Below are 13,912 nucleotides of genomic sequence, written 5' to 3'. Positions count from 1 at the left end.
GTAGCGTAGCTGTACGGAGGTACGGGGACGCCGAGTCAGCGGGCAACGCAGGCCCGGAACTGGGCTGCGCAGCAGGTTTTTCGAGGTGCCCAAAAGAGACTTGCACAATATTGGGCTAATCGCTCTCGATACTTCCCCGGCAAGTCGTAAAATACTGTATATTCATCCAGTTATTTTCACTCAATATTTCAAGGGTGCCAAGTTGGCATTCCATGCTTTCCTATGGCTTCCAACAAAGCGCATCATGCGACCGGATGGGCTGCCGGCGTGATCGCCGCTACCCTGGTGGAGCAGGCGGACGCGGGCGGCCCGTTTCATCTCCTGAGTTTCCTCTCCTTCGCCATGGGCGTGCTCGGCGGAACCGCGCCGGACTGGCTGGAAGTCGCATGGTGGTCGCGCGGCCACAAGCTGTGGATCACGCACCGCACCTGGACCCACTGGGGCATCGCGTGGATCGCGCTGCTGGTGTATTCCTACATGATGCTGCGGCTGCACTTCTGGGCACCGCTGGCGTTCGGCTTCGCCGCCGGCGGCATCATGCATTTGCTGGCAGACTGGCCCAATCCGCTCGGCGTGCCGTGGATCGTGCGGCGCCATTCGCTGAAATGGTGGAAGAGCGGACGCTACGACATCATCGTCGTCACCGCGTCCTGGCTCAGCGCCGGCATCGTCGCCGACCATGTCTTCTTCCGCAATATCCACGCCTTGAAGACGATTGCCTTCGTCAAGACGCTGCCGGTCTGGTCGGCGATCCCGCGCAAGGAAATCATGCAGTTCTTTAAAAAAAGCTGATCTCCTCGCGCGCGTTAACGCGGCGGCCTGGGCAGCGCGATGAACTCGGTTTCGCCCGGCACCTGTCCCATCGCTTGCGCGCTCCAGTCGTCGGCGGCGCGGGCGATGCGCTCCTTGCTCGATGAAACGAAGTTCCAGAAGATGTAGCGGTGCCCGTCCAGCGCGGCGCCGCCGATCACGACGAATTGCGCGTCGCCCGACGCCTGCACCAGCGGCGTGCTGCCGCTGTCGAGCAAGGCCATGGTATGCAATTGCAGCGGAACGCCGTCGATTTCGAGCGCGCCGCTGATCGGATAGAGCGCCGCCTCGGCCGGCAAGCCGGCCAGCGCCAGCGACTGGCCGGCGGCCAATTTGATGTCCAGGTACAGCGTTTCCATGTAGGTAGCGACCGGCGACGTGCGGCCGAAGGCGCTGCCGATCAAGACCCTGACGCTGCCCTTGCCGCCATCGATCTCGACCAGCGGAAGTGCGGCTTGCGGCGTATGGGTAAAACTCGGCGCGTCCTCTTCATGCTGGAGCGGCAAGGCGGCCCATAACTGCAAGCCGTGGCTGCGGTGCGGCGCATCGGCCAGGTCGGGCGGCGTGCGTTCGGAATGGACGATGCCGCGCCCCGCCGTCATCCAGTTGATCGCGCCCGGCTCGATGCGCTGGAACGAACCGATGCTGTCGCGGTGATCGATTGCCCCTTCGAACAGATAGGTCACCGTGGCCAGCCCGATATGCGGATGCGGCCGCACATCGTGATTGGCGCCGGGCGCCACGTCGATCGGGCCGAAATGGTCGAAGAAAATGAATGGCCCGACCGCCTGCTTGACGGCCGCCGGCAAGAAGCGGCGCACCTTGAAGCCGCCGCCGAGGTCTTTTTCATGTCCCTTGATGATGGCCATGACGCTCCCTGTGACAAAAGTGGAAAACGTCAATGTACACTGTTTGCGGCAATAGCGTAGAGACGCTACTCCAGCTTGCGTACCACGCGGAAACCGACAATGTCGTTGCTCAGCACGGCAGAAAACCCATTGCGCAGCGCCGAGCGCAGGTAGCGCGGGTTGTACAGCCAGGAACCGCCGCGCAGCATGCGCCGGCTCGGGTCGCCGCCCTCTTCCCACGCGCTGCCGTCGGCCGGCGCGCCTTCGTAGTTATCGTGCACCACGTCCTGCACCCATTCCCAGACGTTGCCGTGCATGTCGAACAACCCCCACGGATTCGGCGGGAATTCGCCGGCCTTGGTGGTGCCGTCGCGGTAGATGCCGCGCGGGCCGCCGTTGTAGGTGTAGTTGCCGTCGTAATTGGCCTGCTCGGTGCTGATGGTGTCGCCGAAACTGAAGGCGCCGCGGGTGCCGGCGCGGCACGCGTATTCCCATTCGGCTTCGCTCGGCAAGCGGTACAGCTGGCCGGTTTTTCCGCTCAGCCAGCGCAGGTACAGTTGCGCGTCGTTCCAGCTGATGCCGACCACCGGATGCTCGTCGGTTTGCGCGAAACCCGGGCGATCCCAGTCGACGTCGGAATACGAGACCCAGTGGGTGTCGCGCGCGAACGCGCGCCACTGGCCGACGCTGACCGGGTGCCGGCCCAGCGCAAACGCATACTCGATGCCGACCCAGTGCTGCGGCGTTTCGCGGTCCAGCCAGGTCTTTTGCGAACCGGCGTCCATCGCGATCTTGCGTTCGGCTTCCGGCGAACCCATCTGGAAACGGCCGCTGGGGATCAGCACCAGTTCCGGTCCGGCGCCGCTCTGGTCGATAAACGGATCTTGCAGCACGCCGTTGGCGTCGGCCACCGGGCCGCCATCGGCGGCCTGCGCCGCTTCGGCCGCCGCGCGGTCGGCCTGCTCCTTGCGCGCCCGTTCCTGCTCGGCGCGGTACGCCGCCTCGGCCTTCACTTGCAAGGCCTTGCGCTGCAATTCCTGGTGCGCTTGCAGCGCGCTGGCGGCGTCGGCTTCGCGCCGCGCGCGCAATTGCTGGCGCAAGGTTTCCTTGCGCTGCTTGCGCGCCTCTTCGGCTTCCAGCTGGCGCCTGGCTTCCTGTTCCTTGCGCACGCTGTCCAGGCGCTGTTTTTCCAGCGCCGCCGCCTGCACCTCGGCCTTGCGGCGCAATACCTGTTCTTCCAGGCGCTTTTGTTCCAGCAAGCGGTTTTTTCCGCTTCCAGCGCCGCTTCCTTGCGGATGTGCTCTTCCTGCTGGCGCGCCAGCCGCGCCTGTTCGACCAGCTCCGCCTCGGACGGGCCGGCCGCGCGCTCCAGGCTTTCCAGCAGCGCCTGCACCGATTGCTGGCGCAATTCCGGCGTCATCGAAAACCCGTTTTGCAGCACTTGCCACTGGGCCGCGTTCAAGCCCATCGGCGCCGACGGCAAATGCCCGGCGCCGCGGCTTGCATCGAACGGCATGCGCCCTTCCAGCATCTGGTAAATCATCACCGCCACCGCGTACACGTCCAGCCTCGGGCTGGGCTGGCGCTGATGGGTGCCGGCTTCCGGCGCGCGGTAGCCTTCGGTGCCGGCGTTCGGCGTTTGCAGCCCCAGGCTGCTGCCGGCGTTGCGCACCCGCGAAGCGATGCCGTAATCGAGCAGCTTGATTTCGCCGTGGCGGGTCAGGAAGACATTGCCGGGCTTGATGTCGCGGTGCACCAGCTTGTGCTTTTCCCACGCATACGACAGCGCATCGGCCACCGGATGCAGCAATTGCAGCACCTTTTCCAGGGCCAGCGGCCCTTGCCTGGACAGGTAGCTGTCGAGGTCTTCGCCTTCCAGGCATTCCATGATGATGAAATAGCTGGCCGTGGCCGGATCCTGCGCCCATTCATAGACGCGGACGATGTTTTCATGCGCCAGCTTGCGGGCCTGGGTGGCTTCCTCGATCAGCAGCTTGGCGTGGGTCGCGCTCGACGTCAGCTGCGGCGGCAGGATTTTCAGCGCCACCATTTCGCTGCTGCCCAATTCGGCGTGGGTGGCCAGGTCGGTCGCTTGCCACACCTGTCCCATGCCGCCCATCGCGATCAGCCGCTCGAGCCGGTAGCGGCGGTTTTGCGGGCCGATTTCCTGGCCCGCCATGAAGCCCAGCTCGGTGCCCTGGCGCGGCGGGACCTGCGCCGCGGGCGGCACCGGCGAGCCGCCCGGCGGCGCGTACTCGGCGTCGAGGATGGCGTTCTTGCGGCTGTCGAATTCCTGCTCGCTGAGCAGCCCATCGTCATGCAGGGCGCGCAGTTCGCGGATCTTGTCTCTTGCTGTTTGCATCATCTAAGCTAGTCTGGCGCTTTCTTCAAGGGTGCAGCGGCACGCCGCAGACGGCGCAGAAGCGATCGTTTTCATGGCCGGCCCGCAGCGGATGGCCGTTGCCGCACTGTTGCACGGCCGCCGGCGCCGGCGCGCCATGATGGTGATGCACGCCGCCGGCCTGGGCCACGCCCGCCGCCAGTTGCGCCTGGGCCGACAGCGCATGCTTGTTGACGTCGTTTTGCAGGTTCAGCAAATCGAGCTGGTGGCGCCGGTCCTTGTCGGCCTGCGCCTCCATGTGGGCGCGCTCTTCCAGCACCCGTTCATGCGCCATGCGGATCGCGTCGGCCGGCGCGATGCTGTGCTCGGCCGCGGCCAGCGCCGCCAGCGCCTGGATTTGCTGCGCGCTCATGCCGGCATGGGCCTGGGTCTTCAATACCTCGACCAGCGCCTGCGCATTCGGCGCGTCGGCCAGCGCCACCTTGGCGGTGTCGCTCAAGCCGCCGATGACGCCGATGCGTTCGATCGCGATGCGCGCCAGTTCGGCGCTGTGCGCCTGCTGCGCCACCAGCGTCTCGTACTCGCCCTTCCAGCGCGCATAATCCTGCTCGCGGGCTGACGCGATGCCTTGCAATTCGCGCTGCCACTGCGCTTCCTGCTCTTGCTGTTTCAGCTTGTGGCGCTGTTCGTCGATGGCCAGTTGGTCCAGCTGCGCCTGGTGCGCGTTTTGCTGCAGCTGGCGGGCCTGGATGCCGTCCGCCTCGATGGTGCGCAACAGCTTTTCATACTGGGCGATCGCTTCGGCCTGGCCGCCGGCGCGGCGCATCCCGGCGATCTTTTCGCTGACCTCGGCCGACTGGATCTGCGCCGCGCCCTCCTTGACGGCTTCGGCCCGCAACGCCTCGCGCTGGTGCATCAATTGCTGCTGGTCTTGCCATTCCTGGACCCGCTCGGCCTCGCGCTTGCGCGCCGCGTTGGCCAGCGTGACGCCTTGCCACAGCGCCTGGTGGTGTTCCGCTTCCATTTGCGCTTCGCGCTGCGCCGCCTCCGCTTGCGACTGGCGCAGCCGGGTAAACTGGGCGCGCCGGTTGGCCTCGTCCTCGATCGCCAGCGCGCGTTCGATTTGCTGGCTGATCGATTGCAAATGCACCTGGTGCGTAAAACGCTGCTGCGCCAGCTGCATCTGTTCGCGCCCGGTTTGCTGCGACAGTTCCAGCTCGGTATGCATCTTGATGCCGGCCAGCGCCCGCACATGCTCCCATTCGGCGGCCTCATCGGCCCGCTGCGCGCCCTGTTTCGCCATTTCATGTTCCAGCGCGGCCAGCGTGTCGCCGGCGCCGCGGTCGAGCGCCTGCTTGCGCGACTTCGATTCGAGGATGCGGCCGTACAGGTCGACCTGGCGCGCCCGGATCGCCTGCACCCGCTCGGCTTCCTGCTGCGCCAGTTCGGCCTTGTCGATGCCGGCGTCCTGGCGCAATTCGGCGCGCCGGTAGCCCAGCCGCGCATTCTGCTCTTCGCGCCAGATGGCTTGCCATTCGCGCTCGTCATACAACTGGTCGAGCTGTTTGGTGTGCTCCAGCTGCACCTGGCCTTCGTCGGCCACCAGCCACAGCGTGCCGATGCGTTCGCGGTTGGCGTCGAATTTATCGTGGCGCAGGCGCAGCGTGTCGACCTGCGACACGGCCAGCCCGAACTGGGCCAGGCGCTGTTTCAGCGCCGCCTGCAGGCGTTCATCCAGTTGCGGGCGCAGCTCGCTATTGGCCGCCATGTCGCGGATCGCCCGGCTGCCGATGAATTCGGCGGCGATCTGGCGCACCGACGGCGCCAGCAAATCGTGCAGGTGGCCGCTCGTCACGGTGCCGGGCGTGGTCATGAAATAACGCGCGAAGGCGCTGACATTGTCGATCTGTACGCTGACGGTAAACGTGGCCGACACTTGCAAGTGTTCGCTGGTGGCCAGGCTGGAGAAATCGAACTCGACCGGCAGCGCGCCGGTGCGCGTGATCAGGATTTCGGCATGGCCGTTGCGCAGCAAGTGGTTCAGGCGCGTGAAAAATCCCTCGATTTCATATTCGCCCTGCGGCACTTCGGTGACCTTGTCGGTTTGCAGGATGTAGGCGCGGGTGGTGGCCGGCACGCGCAAGGTCTTGGTGAAGATGCCCGACAGCTGGCGCACGCCGAAAAACACCGCCAGCTCGTCGTCGGCGGGTATCCAGCGGTTATCGCGCAGCACCGGCTCATTGCGGGGCGCGCCCAAAGTCAGGCCGCAGGCGGCGCAATAACCCGAGGCGTCGCCCATCTTGTGTTCGCAACGCGGGCATTTAGCGCCGCCAAAACCAAACATTTGGAACATGTCACACTCCTGATGATAATATTTTTGTCCGGGCGCGCCGTCTTTCATCCGATTTTAGCAGGGGCGCAACAGAATTGCGCGCAAGACATACTAACGGCATTTTCACCGCCCCCCCCGGCGCATCCCCGGCATTAGATGAGTCCGATATGCGTGATCCACCCCACCGACGCGCCTTTCTCCTTCAACGCCGCGCCAAACGCGGCCGCTTCGGCGCCCTCTTCCAGCCACGCTTTCGGCAGCAGCACCCGGTCGCCGGCCACCGCCTGGTTCAAGATCAATTGCCGTTTCGGGGCGCGCCCTTCGACGCTGTCGACCCGGCCCGCATGCCAGGCGCTGGAACAGCCGCTGGCGATCAGCCGGCCGCGCGGCACGAAATCGCGGCCACGCGCCAGCCGGTCGGCCATCACCAGCGCCAGTTCGTAGGAATTGCCCTGGAAGCGGCCTGGTCCGAAACGCACCACGCTGCGCCAGCGGCCCAGTCCGCGTCCGTCGAAATGGCGCGCGCCGGCCAGCGCCTGACGCACCGCCAGCTGGCCGCTGGCATCCAGTCCCGGCACGGCGATGGTGTCCTCTTCGTCGGCCGCGGCCGCCTCTAGCGGATGGACGCTGACTTCGACCCAGCCGAGGCTGTCGTTGACACCGCCGCTATGCAGCGGGAACCAGGCGCGCGCGCTGGATACGCCGGCCGACGGATCGGCATGGCCGCTCAAGCCGCCCAGGTGCGACAGGCACAGATAATCGCCGGCCGGCGCCGGCCCGCTGTCGCCGCCCAGCACCGCAAAAAAAACGCCGTCCTGCGACAGCCGCGCGCGCAACGCCGTGCTTGCCGCATCCGGCGCGCCGCTGACTTGCCCCAGGTGCCAGGCGTCCGACCAGCCTTGTGCATACACCAGCGGCCGGGCCGCCCGGTATTCGCCGCGCACCATGCGGTCGGCCAGCACGGCCGCCAGTTCCCAGTCGCGCTGATCGTCGCGCGGCAGCGCATCGACACTCAGCACGACCTGGTCGCGGCTATCGAAACGCGACTCGGTATGGCGCGCCAGCCGCACCACTTCCTGCATCCGCTCGCACAAGGCCGGCGCGCCGGCCGCCACGCACTTGACGTCGGCCCGGCCGGCGCGCGGGCGACGGGTGGCCGTGACGGTCAGCAGCCGGCCGTCCGGCAACAGGCAGCGGCATTGCGCGCTGGACGGCAAGGTAATGTTCAGCTTGCTCATCTCGGCTCCCGGCGTTCATCGCGCTCATCGTCAAGTTCAGTTTCCAAAGGCGCGAACGCCAGGCGCCGTTGCGCCAGGTGGTGTTCCAGGTTCGACAGGATGCGGTCGGCATCGTCGAACAAGCCCGGCAATTGGGCGATCGCGGCCAGCTGGAAACGCGCCAGCAAGGCCCAGGCTTCATCCAGCGCGCGCACCGCGGCCGCGCTTTCATGGCTGCGGCGCGCCCGCTGGCGCGCATCCAGCGGCTGGTCGGGCGCGGCCCAGGCCAGCGACGGCATGCTGCCGATGCCGGCATAAATCAGGTCGAGCCGCTGCAATAGCCGGCGCTGCGCCTGGAACAGTTCCTGGCCGACCGGCAGCGGCACCTGGCGCAAGGTGCAGCAGGCGGCCGGCAATTCCAGGAACAGCCGGCGCAGCGACCTGGCGTCGCCCGGTTCGGGCTGGACGGCAGCCGCAGCGACGGCTGGCGACAAGCCCGCCAAAGGCGCAAGCGCCGGCGCCGGCGCGGCGGCGGCCTGGACCCGCAATGCCAGCAAGCGCGTAAAATCGACTTGCTGGCCCAGGTCGACCGGCAGGCAATCGTCGACGGTAATGCCGAAGCGGGTATAGAACAGCTGGTTCAGGCCGGCGCGGAAGGCATGCCATTCATCGAGCGAGGTACACGGCGGCAGTTCCAGGTTGCCCTGCGCCAGTTCCAGTTGCAGCGCCGCCTGCAGCGCCGCGCCGAAGTCAGGCAAAGCCAGTTGCCGCGCCGCTTCGCAGTACAGATACAGGTCGAAACGCTGCTGCGTGACGCGCGGGTCGGACGCATCGATCGCAAAATGCAGGCGCAAGCCGGTTTCCGGCGCCGCCGCGAATGGCGTCAGGTCGATGCAGTACGGGCCGGGATGGTAGCAATAGACGGTGTCATCGGCGCCGCGCCTGATGCGGGCCGCGGCGCTGCGGCGCGCGCGGCCGCCGTCATCGAAAATGACGACCAGGCTGCCGGCCGGCGCCGGATCGCCGGGTTCCAGGCGCAGCGCGACCAGGCTGCTTCCCAGCGCCGCGCCGGCGCCGGCATTCAGCTTGCCGCGGCGGCGCGCCGGCCATTTGAACAAGTCCATGTCAGGCCGCCGGCATGACGCTGAACCGCGCGCCGTGCAGTTGCAGATGCGGCGCCGGCGCCAGCGGACAAGGCCAGTCCTGTTCGCACTCGCCGTCGCTGTCTAGGCGGCCCTGCAACAGCACGGCGCCGGCGCCGTCGAGCACCCGCAACAGCGGCGCTGCACGCATCAGGTCGGACGCGAACGGCGCGCCGGCGGCCAGCTTCAAGACCAGCGACCAGCCGTGGCCCGGCTGATCGCCGCGCGCCAAGAAATGCAAACGCCAGCATGCGTCGTCGCTGACCAGTTCGACCAGCGGCGCGGCGCCGGCGGCGGCGCGCAGCCAGCCCTGGCTGCCGCTCCATGCAGGCGGCCGGGCCGCCTGGCGTCTTTGCAGCGACAGGGCCCGGAAGCGGCGCAACGTCAGCGGCGACGCGGCCAGCACTGCGCGTTCGGCCGGCGTCAGCACGCGGCTGCCGTCCAATGCCGCCAGCATGGTGCCATCGGCCAGCATCAGCCGGTCGCCGGCGGCGGCGCGGGCCAGCAGCAGGCGCTCGCGCAACTTGTCGTCCAGTGCTCGGTTCACATCGTTCTCCTTCATGTCGCGGCGCGCAAGCGGGCAATCGCCTGGTTGCGCCGTTTGCGCAAGGTCGGCATCGAAATGCCGTCCAGTCCCGCCAATTGTTGCAAGGTCGGCAATTCCCCGGTGGCCGGGTCGCGCCACTCGTCCGGGTAGCTGTCGTCCACGCTGCCGAGCAGCGTATGATAGACCGCCAGCCGGATCGCCAGCGTTTCTTCCTTCAATATGCGCAGCGCCCAACTGCCCTGCTGCTGCGCCGCGCCGGCCAATGCGATATAGCGGAGGGGCAGCGAAACGCCGCCGGCCGCCGCTTCATCGCGCGCGGTTTCTTCCGCCGACAGCGCGTCCGGCGCCGCCGCTTCGCCGTCGGCGTCGGCGGCGCCGTCAAACTCATCGTCGGCGGCCGCCAGGACCTGGTCCGACTGCCCGGCGTCCGCTTCCGGCGCATGCATCACGCGCCAATAGTCTTCCAGCCACAGCCCCGCTTCGCCGGCGTCGCCGGCCCAGTCTTCGGCGCTGTCCAGGTTGGCCGACAATTCTTCATAAGCGCCGATTTCGGCCATCATCGCGGCGATTTTATCCGGGCTGTTCTTCAGGCTGGCGAAACGCTTGGAGCGCGTGTGCAGCGGCCCCGGCGCGCCGCCGTACCGTTCCAGCGTGGCGCTCCAGCGTATCAGCCATTCGGCCTTGCAGCCGGAAATCGACTTCATTTGCCGCACTTCGATCGGAATCCCGTCCAGTGCGCGTCCCAGGATCGCCGCCACCTGGGATTGATGCTGGCGCCAGCCGGCGAACAGCGCCGCGATTTCATGGTAGGCCGTGTCGAGCATGCGATAGGTGTACATCTTGTTCGGCGAGCAGGCGCGGCCCAACGTGGCCTGGTAATTGTCGGCGTCGACCTTGTCGCGCAAGCTTGAAAACATGTCGTTGACCTTTTTGCGGATGATGCCTTCGGTGCCGCCGGCCAGCGCGTCGTCGCGCCCCAGCGCGGTCACAAAAGCGTCCCAGTACGACGGCTGGGCCCGCAATTCGCAGACCAGCGCCAGCGCCAGTTCGGCCACGCTTTCGCCATAGCTGTTGCCGGGCGCCTCGGAGCGGCCGCGGCCGGCGCTGCCGCGCAAGGCGGCGCACACCGCATCGATGTACCAGTCCAATCCGCCATCCAATGTGCCATCCCCTCCTGCCTGATCCAGCGCCAGGCCGCCATCCCGGCTGCGTAAGACCTGCAGCGAGCAGGCTCCCAGCAGCTTGCGCACCTGTTCCCAGCCATGTTCTTGATACCGGGTTCCTGGCAAGCGCATACGATGTTATTCCTGACGATACAATGATCTCGGAATCATGCCATATCGGCAGCAGATTCATAGCGCGGGTTACCGGCCTATTTCCCCCTCTTTTCATTACTCTGAGTCAACAAGCTGGACAATACGGCGGCCACCACCGGCGCCGCATGTTGCCCCCCGCTGCCGTCGGAGTGGCTGACAAAGGCCGCCACCGCGATCCGGTGCGCCTGGCCCGGCATGCTGCCCGGCTCCAGCCAGCCGGTGAACCAGACCGTGTTGACCTCGCGCTTGGCGCCGTCCGGCAGCGTGACGCTGCTCGGCGCGGTGCCGGTCTTGCCGTACAGCCCACGGCGCAATGGCGCCAGCAGCGCGCCGCCGAACGCGCCGGCGCCGGTGCCGGTTTCGACCACGCCCTTCATGCCGGCCCGGATGCGGTCCAGCCGCACGTCCAGCGGCCGCGGCTCGGGCACTTTGCTGTCGCGGCCGTCGAGCGCCAGCAGCAGGCGCGGCGCGACGATCCTGCCCTGGCCGATCGCGGCCGAGGCCAGCGCCATTTGCAGCGGCGTGGTTTGCATGCGCAAGCCGATCGCCATCTGGCGCAATTCGTGGCGCGTGTGGATGGTGTCGATATGCGACGGCGTGGCCTGCAATGCATCCCAGCCGGCCCACGCGAAATCGGCCGGCAGCAAGCCGCCGTCGAGCCGCACAGGCTGTTCAAACCCGAGCGTGTGGGCGGCGGCGGCGATCGGCCGCAATGCGTCCAGCGCTTCCGGGTCGAGCGCCTGCAAGTCCGGCGCGCCGCCGTCGGGCCGGCCGAACAGGCTGCGGTCGCTCAATTCGGCGGTCCAGGCGAACCAGGTGTTCAAGCTGTACGTCAGCGCCTGGGCCAGCCCCAGCCGGCCGTCCTGGGCGCGCCGGTCCAGGCTTTGTTCGCGGTAATTGGTGATGTGGGCCAGCTTGCCATTGGCCGGCATATAAGGATACGTCGCCGCATCGGTCTGGAAGCCGAAACCGCGCTGGCGCGCCATGCCGTTGATCGCCGCCAGCGGCAGGCCGCCCAGCAGCGCATCGATGCGGCTATCGGTTCTGGCCGCCGTTTCCAGTCCCAGCGCGCTGATGATTTTAAAGGTCGAGCCGGGACTTTGATGGGCGCCGCCATCGTGCTGCAAGGCCGGCAGGCGCAACGGGCTGCGGGCCGGGTTGGCCTGGTCGAAATCGCGCACTTCGCGCCAGTTGGCGGCGCTGACCGGGGCGCCGCCGGCGCCGGCCGCCGCCAGGATGTCGCCGTTCTCGGCGTCGAGGAACACCAGCCCGGCGCGGCGTCCGTCCGGCACGCCCTGGCCTCCGCTGCATTGCTTGCCATCCCAGCGGCCGCGGCGCAGGCCGATGCAATCGAGCACCCGCTGGCTCAGCGTCTGCAGCGGCAAGTCGAGGCTCAGCCGGCCGGTCGACGGCAGCGGCAAACGGCCCAGCATGCCGGCCACGCTGTTGCCGTGATCGCTGCCCAGTCCCAGCAGCGGCCCCAGTCCGGCGTCGGACGCGGCACGGGTCGGCAAGCCGTCGGCCCACAGCAGCGTCCCGGTCCGGTCTTGCAGCAAGACCGGCGACGGCGCGCGCGGCCGGGCGTTCGGCGCGCCGTTATTATCCAGCGCTTGCCAGGCCAGCTTGCCGCCCGCCACCCGCAAGTGGCGGTATGACTGGTCTTTCTGGCCGCGCAGCGTGCTGGCATCGAGCGCTGCGATATCGAGCTCGATGGCGCGCGCCCCCGGCAGCGCCGTCAAGGTCAGGATTTGCGCGCTATCGGGCGCCGGACAGGCGCGCCCGCCGCAGGCCGGCATGGCGTGCAGGCGCGCCCCGCTGACCGCCAGCGGACGGCCGATCAGCATCAGCTCGAATTGTTCGGCGCCGCCGGCCGGCTCGGCCAGCGCCAGCCGCAATTTCCCCTGCGGCCAGCCGGCCACCCGCTGCCACGGCGCCCAGCCCTGCGGCAAGTCGGCGAACAGGCGCGACGCGGCCACCGGCATGGCCGGTATCGGCGTCGCCAGCGCGCCATGGCGGCTGGCCGACCATGGCGCCGTAGAACCGGATTTGAACCGCCAGGCCAGCAGGCGCAGTTCGTCATTAAAAATATCGATCTGCTGGCGCACATACGCGCCGTCCGCCTGCTGGTACAGGCGCTTGATCAATTTCAAGGTCGCCTGGTCGAGCGGTACGCCATCCCATACGCCCAGGTCGGCCGCGCGCGCCGCCGCCGGCGCCGCGCGCCACAGCGCCAGGTCGCGCGGCACCAGGTCGATGCCGCCGCCGGCCGACCAGCGCAGCAAGCCATGCGCCTGCAAATCGTTGAACAGGGCCTGGTCTTCGAGGCTGTTGCGCGGCGCGGCCGGCACCTGGTAAGAACCGGCCGCCAGGTAACCGGCGACCGGCTGGCCTTGCGCCGGAAACGCCTGCACCAGCGCCCTGGCCGGTTTTACGGCCTCATTATCTTGCGGCGCATGCACCATTTGCAGCAGCAATTCGCCCGCTTGCGGACAGGCCGCGCTGCCGCGCCGCGTGATCCGCAGCGCTGACTGACGGGATGCATCGCCCCACAGCAGCCAGCCTTGCTGGCGCAGCGCCACTTGCGCGCGCGGCGCATCGACGATCTGGCCCAGGCTGGCATCGCTGACCCAGCGCGCATTGCCTTGCGTGCTGCGCCAATCCAGTTGCAGCGGCTGGCTGAAGTCGGCCAGCGCCATGCCGCCGATCTGTATTTCCGGCATAGCCGCCTGGCGCTCGCCAGCCACCAGCAGCACATTGCGCAAGGCCAGCGGCGCCGATGACGCCTGGCTGCGGGCCACCCAGCGCTGCACGTCGTCGTAACGGTAACCGAGGCGCAGCGGCGACAGGCGCGGCCTGGCCGGATCGAGCAACTGGCTGCACAGGTCGACCCGCACGGCTTGTTGAAAGCGCATGCCGGACGCGACCAGCAAAGCGCCGCCCTGCCGGAGGTCCAGGCTCAGGCCCGGCCGCTCCGGCACGTCGAAAGTGGCGCCGGGCAGCACCGGCTGGTAGACGATCGCGGCGCGCGCATCGCCGGGCAAGGTCGCGGCGGCGGCTTCCAGGTGGCGCGCGTGGCCGGCGATCAGTACTGCACCGGCCACGCCGCCGGCGAGCGCCGCGGCGGCCAGCCAGGACATCGGCGTGGCGGGAAAATGTAAACCCACGGGCGCGCGCGCAATACGTGGCGCGCCGGCGCGCAAATTGCCGAACCGGCGCCAGGCGCGCCGGTACCTGGCCAGGTTATGCAAAGCAGTACGGATCAAGCGCATGACTCCCTCATCGGCCGATAAACCCACGTTGCGGCCATGCCGGGGGAGCCCGAAAAACGGCTGCGGCCACTGTCATTCCGGCGCCGTTTT

Annotated in this window: 10 protein-coding genes; 1 reads left to right on the top strand and 9 read right to left on the bottom strand. The window is 67.9% G+C overall.

Translation table 11 applies throughout. From position 1 onward, the window contains the following. The first annotated feature begins 222 nt into the window (after positions 1-222). On the top strand, positions 223-792 hold the full coding sequence (locus tag GJA_RS09395; RefSeq protein WP_038491353.1) for a metal-dependent hydrolase: 570 nt from the start codon (positions 223-225) through the stop codon (positions 790-792). Between the two features lie 14 nt (positions 793-806). Here the strand turns inward: GJA_RS09395 and GJA_RS09390 are convergent, their stop codons facing one another. The 9 genes from GJA_RS09390 to GJA_RS09355 form a co-directional block, all read right to left on the bottom strand. Then, positions 807-1,679: a pirin family protein gene (locus tag GJA_RS09390; RefSeq protein WP_038491351.1), complete on the bottom strand. Its 873-nt coding sequence runs from the start codon at positions 1,677-1,679 to the stop codon at positions 807-809. Between the two features lie 65 nt (positions 1,680-1,744). After that, on the bottom strand, positions 1,745-2,476 hold the full coding sequence (locus GJA_RS28225; protein WP_242404655.1) for a formylglycine-generating enzyme family protein: 732 nt from the start codon (positions 2,474-2,476) through the stop codon (positions 1,745-1,747). 191 nt (positions 2,477-2,667) lie between these two features. Beyond that, positions 2,668-4,023: a serine/threonine-protein kinase gene (locus GJA_RS28220; RefSeq protein ID WP_242404496.1), complete on the bottom strand. Its 1,356-nt coding sequence runs from the start codon at positions 4,021-4,023 to the stop codon at positions 2,668-2,670. 22 nt (positions 4,024-4,045) lie between these two features. Further along, positions 4,046-6,352, bottom strand: coding sequence for an SPFH domain-containing protein (locus GJA_RS09380; protein ID WP_038491348.1), 2,307 nt, complete (start codon positions 6,350-6,352; stop codon positions 4,046-4,048). Positions 6,353-6,483: 131 nt separating this feature from the next. Continuing rightward, positions 6,484-7,569 (bottom strand): hypothetical protein, encoded by a 1,086-nt coding sequence (locus GJA_RS09375; RefSeq protein ID WP_038491345.1) that lies wholly within the window; start codon positions 7,567-7,569, stop codon positions 6,484-6,486. Beyond that, positions 7,566-8,672: a hypothetical protein gene (locus GJA_RS09370; RefSeq protein WP_038491342.1), complete on the bottom strand. Its 1,107-nt coding sequence runs from the start codon at positions 8,670-8,672 to the stop codon at positions 7,566-7,568. Before GJA_RS09370 ends, GJA_RS09375 begins: the two co-directional genes overlap by 4 nt. A gap of 1 nt (position 8,673) precedes the next feature. Next, on the bottom strand, positions 8,674-9,237 hold the full coding sequence (locus GJA_RS09365; RefSeq protein WP_339325655.1) for a hypothetical protein: 564 nt from the start codon (positions 9,235-9,237) through the stop codon (positions 8,674-8,676). A gap of 11 nt (positions 9,238-9,248) precedes the next feature. After that, the gene (locus GJA_RS09360; protein ID WP_038491336.1) at positions 9,249-10,532 is read right to left on the bottom strand and encodes a hypothetical protein; all 1,284 of its coding nucleotides are present in this window, start codon (positions 10,530-10,532) and stop codon (positions 9,249-9,251) included. Between the two features lie 77 nt (positions 10,533-10,609). Beyond that, the gene (locus GJA_RS09355) at positions 10,610-13,822 is read right to left on the bottom strand and encodes a penicillin-binding transpeptidase domain-containing protein (protein WP_038491333.1); all 3,213 of its coding nucleotides are present in this window, start codon (positions 13,820-13,822) and stop codon (positions 10,610-10,612) included. Positions 13,823-13,912: the final 90 nt, after the last annotated feature.

Origin of the sequence: Janthinobacterium agaricidamnosum NBRC 102515 = DSM 9628 (genome assembly GCF_000723165.1) — a bacterium.
In the GTDB taxonomy this organism is placed as follows: Bacteria; Pseudomonadota; Gammaproteobacteria; order Burkholderiales; family Burkholderiaceae_D; genus Janthinobacterium; species Janthinobacterium agaricidamnosum.
The sequence above is the reverse complement of the archived record's forward strand: the minus strand, read 5'-3'. Positions and strand labels throughout refer to the sequence as shown.

What these genes read in the sequence shown, in the direction of transcription:
- GJA_RS09360 (WP_038491336.1), bottom strand. Translation starts at nt 10,532, where the DNA reads ATGCGCTTGCCAGGAACCCGGTATCAAGAACATGGCTGGGAACAGGTG.
- GJA_RS09370 (WP_038491342.1), bottom strand. Translation starts at nt 8,672, where the DNA reads ATGGACTTGTTCAAATGGCCGGCGCGCCGCCGCGGCAAGCTGAATGCC.
- GJA_RS28225 (WP_242404655.1), bottom strand. Translation starts at nt 2,476, where the DNA reads ATGGGTTCGCCGGAAGCCGAACGCAAGATCGCGATGGACGCCGGTTCG.
- GJA_RS28220 (WP_242404496.1), bottom strand. Translation starts at nt 4,023, where the DNA reads ATGATGCAAACAGCAAGAGACAAGATCCGCGAACTGCGCGCCCTGCAT.
- GJA_RS09375 (WP_038491345.1), bottom strand. Translation starts at nt 7,569, where the DNA reads ATGAGCAAGCTGAACATTACCTTGCCGTCCAGCGCGCAATGCCGCTGC.
- GJA_RS09390 (WP_038491351.1), bottom strand. Translation starts at nt 1,679, where the DNA reads ATGGCCATCATCAAGGGACATGAAAAAGACCTCGGCGGCGGCTTCAAG.
- GJA_RS09395 (WP_038491353.1), top strand. Translation starts at nt 223, where the DNA reads ATGGCTTCCAACAAAGCGCATCATGCGACCGGATGGGCTGCCGGCGTG.
- GJA_RS09380 (WP_038491348.1), bottom strand. Translation starts at nt 6,352, where the DNA reads ATGTTCCAAATGTTTGGTTTTGGCGGCGCTAAATGCCCGCGTTGCGAA.
- GJA_RS09355 (WP_038491333.1), bottom strand. Translation starts at nt 13,822, where the DNA reads ATGCGCTTGATCCGTACTGCTTTGCATAACCTGGCCAGGTACCGGCGC.